At 35.4% G+C, this 5,502-nt stretch carries 6 protein-coding genes; 1 reads left to right on the top strand and 5 read right to left on the bottom strand.

The window, feature by feature from the left end:
- Positions 1–65: 65 nt before the first annotated feature.
- On the bottom strand, positions 66–368 hold the full coding sequence (locus ACZQCL_RS05835) for a MerR family transcriptional regulator (RefSeq protein ID WP_482482199.1): 303 nt from the start codon (positions 366–368) through the stop codon (positions 66–68).
- Between the two features lie 185 nt (positions 369–553).
- Between ACZQCL_RS05835 and ACZQCL_RS05830 the strand changes: the two genes are divergently transcribed.
- Positions 554–1,366 carry a phosphotransferase gene (locus tag ACZQCL_RS05830; protein WP_407384923.1) on the top strand — a complete coding sequence of 271 codons (813 nt, stop codon included), beginning with the start codon at positions 554–556 and terminating at the stop codon, positions 1,364–1,366.
- Here ACZQCL_RS05830 and ACZQCL_RS05825 read toward each other — a convergent pair.
- Genes ACZQCL_RS05825 through ACZQCL_RS05810 form a run of 4 tightly spaced genes read right to left on the bottom strand, consistent with a single transcriptional unit; the run spans position 1,363 to position 5,352 of the window.
- Positions 1,363–1,902 (bottom strand): nucleotidyltransferase family protein, encoded by a 540-nt coding sequence (locus ACZQCL_RS05825; RefSeq protein ID WP_331866522.1) that lies wholly within the window; start codon positions 1,900–1,902, stop codon positions 1,363–1,365. The genes ACZQCL_RS05830 and ACZQCL_RS05825 overlap by 4 nt on opposite strands.
- Positions 1,895–4,171, bottom strand: coding sequence for a xanthine dehydrogenase family protein molybdopterin-binding subunit (locus tag ACZQCL_RS05820; RefSeq protein ID WP_482482197.1), 2,277 nt, complete (start codon positions 4,169–4,171; stop codon positions 1,895–1,897). Before ACZQCL_RS05820 ends, ACZQCL_RS05825 begins: the two co-directional genes overlap by 8 nt.
- Entirely contained in the window at positions 4,164–4,625 is a 462-nt protein-coding gene (locus ACZQCL_RS05815) for a (2Fe-2S)-binding protein (protein ID WP_419008163.1), read from the bottom strand. Before ACZQCL_RS05815 ends, ACZQCL_RS05820 begins: the two co-directional genes overlap by 8 nt.
- Positions 4,615–5,352: an FAD binding domain-containing protein gene (locus tag ACZQCL_RS05810; protein ID WP_337533647.1), complete on the bottom strand. Its 738-nt coding sequence runs from the start codon at positions 5,350–5,352 to the stop codon at positions 4,615–4,617. Before ACZQCL_RS05810 ends, ACZQCL_RS05815 begins: the two co-directional genes overlap by 11 nt.
- Positions 5,353–5,502 lie beyond the last annotated feature (150 nt).

The following is a 5,502-nucleotide window of genomic DNA, read 5'->3' as shown; positions in this document are numbered from 1 at the left end:
GGTTATGAATCGCCAAATCAATATGAGAATAATTATTATTCAAAGCATTAGAATTTAAAATTTATCTATTTTAGGAGTCCTTTTTCTTGACATAGTACCAAATCCTCACATTTCTTATCCAACTCGCCCAACTTTCTTTGGCTCAGTTCCTTTAAATTTCCCTCACTCAAAATTTCTTTAACTTCATCCAAACTAAACCCTAAACGCACCAACATTCTTATATCCCATAATTGTCTCAACCCTTCTTCATCAAACTCTCGATCTTTTCCTTCTTCATTCTTTGAAATCACTCCCTTCTTTTCATATCTACGAATCATATTTCTTGTGATTCCCATATGTTCTTCGATCCACTTCACCTTATACTTCATTGCACAATACTCCTTTTTCAATTTACAGCCTTGTTCTTAGAACAACGCAAGCCAAAAAAGTTATTTCTTCGATCCTTCTTCCAAACTTTTTTTGCCATAAGAGAGCTTGTAAATTTCGCGAATCAAAAAAAAAGCGGTACACCGACCGCATTGAGTTTAAAGAATAATAATGTTAATATATCCACATGAACTTAAATACATGGATAGAAGAAAAATTTAACGCAACAAACTACACGCTCGAAAAAACAGATAAAGGCATTAGTAACCACAACTATTTATTAACAATCAACGACAATAAATATATGGTACGCGTACCAAAAAAGAATCATGAATCTCTTGGTTTGCAACATGAACACGAAAAGGAAATTTTGCCACTTGTTTCTGATTTAGATGTACCTGTTATTTTTTTCGATGAAAAAGCAGGTATCAAAGTAACAAATTATATTGAAGATGTAGAAACATTTGATGAATGTAAGGACAAAGACAAATTCGCAAGATGTGCAAATTTAATGAAATCTCTTCATACCAAAAAAGCTCCTTTGTTTATTTTCAACCCTTTTGGAAAGATTGAATTCTATAAATCTCAAATCAAAGAATGTATCGTGTCTTTTCCAAATGAAGAAAACTTTTTAGAAGCATTAAAAAAAGAATATAAACCAAACACACTATGCCATAACGACTTTGTGCAAGGAAATATTCTTTACAGCGATACAAAAGACTATTTGATTGACTATGAATATGCCGCAAAAAACGATTATCGCTTTGATATCGCCAGCTTCTTTTCAGAAAACAACATCCATTATATTGACCAAAGAGACCAGTTCTATCAAGCCTATTTTGATGGAGACATCGACCCAATGATTGATGTTCAAGTGCAGGCATTTGAAAGAATGGAAGACATCCTTTGGGGATATTGGGCAAATATGCTTTATGAACAAAGAGGCGAACAAATCTATTTTGACATCGCAAAAGACAAAGAAAAACATTACAGAGGCTAAATAGCCTCTGTTTTTTCATCTATATCCATAAATTCTTCTTCCGATAAAGAAACCGTTAAATACGTATCATCACCAATGATTTGTTTTGCCCCTTTATCATTACACAATTGTTTTGCCCTACCATAATACCTTTTTGGGAGCAACATAGGATTACATAAAATACCATTATACTCACAAATCACAATATGCTTTCCATCTTGAATTGAAACCATTTCCTTTAACGTATCCAATTTTAAATATGGCATATCCGCAACCATCAGTATGCATGCATTATTTTGACAAGCGCCCACACCTAACGCGATAGAATGCCCTTGCCCATATTCAGGATGATCATTCATAACAACATGATATCCTAATGACTCAGCCATTTCTTTTATTTCCATATATTGTGTGACTACTATCACATCTAAAAAAGCACTTGCCTTATCAAAAGCATATTCAATAAGTTTCTTACCATGAAATTCGTACAAAAGTTTATTTGAAACAAAGCGTCTGGAAAAACCAGACGCTAAGATAATCAAAGAAATATTATTCATCTTCTTTTCCTAATAACACTTTTTCAGCAGTAATAGGCAAAGTACGAACCTGCACTCCCGTCGCATGTTTTATAGCACTAGCAATTGCACTTGTTGGCGTATTAATAACAACTTCTCCAATGGATTTAGCACCAAATGGACCATTGTCTTCATAACTGCTTTCAAATTCAACACGAACACTTGGAACATCCACTCTTGTTGGCAACTTATACTGCAAAAAGTTACGATTACGCATCTTACCCTCATCTGAGTACGTGATATCCTCGCTCAAAGCCATACCAATACCTTGTACAATACCACCTTCAGCTTGTACTCTGGCAAGATTTGGATTGATAACTGTACCACAATCAACAACAGATACATAATCATGAACTTTGATTTCACCCGTTAGCTTATCTACATCCACTTCGGCAATACCAACCATAAATGGAGGTGGACTAGTAGGCGACATATGAGAGTCACTGGCAATCAATGCTTTTGCGATACCACCATTGAAACATGTATCCGCAAAATCTGCCAAACTCATTTCATGCGTATGATCCAATGAATAAACCTTTTTACCATCAAATTCAATATTTTCTTTATCCACATTAAAGAATCCGGCTGCCGCTTCTAAAATAGAATTTCTTAACTTTTCACAAGCCTTTACTACAGCCATACCTGTTACATACGTTGTACTTGAAGCATAAGAACCCGTATCATAAGGTGCATGGTCTGTATCCAATGAACTAGTGACAACTTGATCTACATCACAATCCATACATTCCGCAACCATTTGAGCAAGAATCGTATCACATCCTGTACCCATATCTGTAGCACCGATACTTAATGTATAGAAACCATCATCCTGTAGTTTAATTTCAACAGAACCTACATCAAGACCCGAAATACCACTACCTTGCATAGATAAAGAAACACCTAAACCACGAACAAAATCACCCATATCACGTCTTAAAGGTTTATTCTTGTAGTCAATCATTTCCATAGCCTTTTCTAAACAACGATCCAACGCACACGCATTCAATTCTTCATTATAGTATTGCGATAACACTTCATTTTCACGTGTCATATTCTTAAAACGGTTTTCACAAGGATCCATATTCAATTCATCAGCCAATTCATTAATAATGGATTCAACCGCAAACTGACCTTGCGTAGCACCATACCCTCTATAAGCACCAGCACGCATTGTATTTGTATAAACTACATCATATGTAAAACGACTGGCTTTAACATGGTTATATAAAGGCAAAGATTTATGTCCTGCCAAACCAATTGTAGTTGGACCATGCTCTCCATAAGCGCCTTGATTTGATAATGTATATAAATCTATAGCTTCAATCGTACCATCTTTTTTAGCCCCAATACGAACATGCATCTTCATTTCATGTCTTGAGTTAGTAGCCGCAAAAGTTTCTTCACGAGTATAAACAATCTTACTTGGCTTTTTAAGTTTCCATGTGACAAATGCCGTGAAGATTTCACAACAAGCCGTTTGTTTAGCGCCAAATCCACCACCAATTCTTGGCTTGATTACATTGATTTTTGACTTTGGAATTTCTAAAGCATTACTTAAAATTCTTCGAACATGGAAAGGAATCTGTGTAGAACTTACACAATTTAAACGACCATATGTATCAATGTAACAATATGAACGCATAGTTTCCATCATTGCCTGGGCATTGGCCTTTGTATGATAATCTCTTTCTAAGACCACTTCACAATCCTTTAATGCTGCATCCACATCACCAACAACACTTTCGCCACTGCTGACAATATTACGCTTTACGTCATTACCAATCTCACAAAGACACTTATAATCGTCTTCCTCATGAACCACAATTGCATTATCAATCGATTTTTCAAAGTCCAACAATGGCTCTAATACTTCATAATCTACTTTGATAGCTTTCAAAGCACGATCTACACAATCCTCATTAGCTCCCGCAACGATTGCGACTTCATCGCCTACATAACGAACTACATTTTCTAAGATTCTACGATCATATGGACTTGGTTCAGGATAAGATTGTCCTGCAAGAGTAAAACGAGAAGTTGGAACATCCTCATACGTATACACCGCTTCAATTCCAGGAATTCTTTTCGCAATGGAAGTATCAATACTTCTAATTTTTGCGTATGCATGTGGACTTCTTAAAAGCTTAACAATCAAACAATCCTTAGGTGCTAAATCATCACAATATACAGGTTGCCCTGTAACTAAAGCCATCGCATCCTTTTTGATGACACCTTTTCCTACACTATTCATGATTTTCACCTCGACTTAAATACGCCTTGATTGCACGCATCTGCGACATATATCCAGAGCAACGACATAAATTTCCAGATAAATAAGCACGAATTTCATCATCACTTGGATTCACTAATTCTTTTTCCATTGCCAAAACATTCATAATAAATCCTGGCGAACAGAAACCACATTGTTCAGCGCCTTGTTTCGCCATAAACATACCGAATTCACCCGCTTCTTTTTGAAGTCCTTCAAGCGTCGTAATTTCATGACCATCACATCGAACTGTCAATGTACTACAAGAAAGAATTGGCGTTCCATCTCTTAACACTGTACATAATCCACAGTTTGCGGTATCACAACCTCTTTTTACACTGTAACAACCATGATCTCTTAGCCAGTCAAGCAATAAAGTTTGTGGCTGTACATCATCCTGAATCAATTTTCCATTCACTTTAATTTTAACCAACATAAGACTCTACCTTTCTCAATAACTTCTGAGTTAATCCCTCAACAAGTTTTTCTCTATATTCCTTGCTTCCGCGCATATTGTCTGCACAATATACATCTAAATCAATATGATCTAAATCACAATTATAAACTTTCGCAATAGCTGGTCTTGCACCAAAACAGAATCGGTAGTGATCTGCATACTTTGTACAAGATGCATTTAAAACACTTAAATCCGTAGCACTCCTTCTTACAGAAACAAAGGCACTCGGCAAATTTGTCTTCTTCACATAAATATATTCCACAATATCCTTTTCATATGGAAGACTCACAAATTCTTCAAGTGAAATACGCCCATGTTTATGTGTTTGTACATCACACTCTAAACATAATAAGCTACAGATGACATCACTAAAACTAAAACGCGAATATATACTTCCTCCAACTGTTGCTAAGTTTCTTAATTGTACACCGACAATATCTTTTACAGCATCTCTAAATACATAACAAGTTGCCTCATTGAAAGCTTGATGTGTTTCTAATTGGCGCAAAGTTACCATAGCACCAATTTTGAATTCTGTATCATCTTCTTCAATTTGATCCAAACCTAATTTGCTTAAATCAATAGCAGTCGGAATCTGAATGTCTTCCATCTTCAACCAGATCATACCGCCTAGAATCATATTCTTTTTATTTTTCGTTAGTAGCGCATACGCCTCATCTAAAGATTCTGGCGATGCATAATTCATTATTCTTAACATAATGGATACGCTCTCTTTCTTTACTAAAATTTTAACACAAAGACACATTTAATAAAACAGGATATAGACATCATTAATGTCAAATAGACTTGTACAATTTACCTGTAAGTGAGGTAATGAAACATGTGTACAGAATTT

The sequence above is a fragment of the Holdemanella sp. genome (assembly GCF_056804935.1).
The sequence above is the reverse complement of the archived record's forward strand: the minus strand, read 5'-3'. Positions and strand labels throughout refer to the sequence as shown.

Excerpts from the sequence above, each read along its gene's own strand:
- ACZQCL_RS05830 (WP_407384923.1), top strand. The coding sequence starts at position 554 with ATGAACTTAAATACATGGATAGAAGAAAAATTTAACGCAACAAACTAC.
- ACZQCL_RS05835 (WP_482482199.1), bottom strand. The coding sequence starts at position 368 with ATGAAGTATAAGGTGAAGTGGATCGAAGAACATATGGGAATCACAAGA.
- ACZQCL_RS05815 (WP_419008163.1), bottom strand. The coding sequence starts at position 4,625 with ATGTTGGTTAAAATTAAAGTGAATGGAAAATTGATTCAGGATGATGTA.
- ACZQCL_RS05825 (WP_331866522.1), bottom strand. The coding sequence starts at position 1,902 with ATGAATAATATTTCTTTGATTATCTTAGCGTCTGGTTTTTCCAGACGC.
- ACZQCL_RS05820 (WP_482482197.1), bottom strand. The coding sequence starts at position 4,171 with ATGAATAGTGTAGGAAAAGGTGTCATCAAAAAGGATGCGATGGCTTTA.
- ACZQCL_RS05810 (WP_337533647.1), bottom strand. The coding sequence starts at position 5,352 with ATGAATTATGCATCGCCAGAATCTTTAGATGAGGCGTATGCGCTACTA.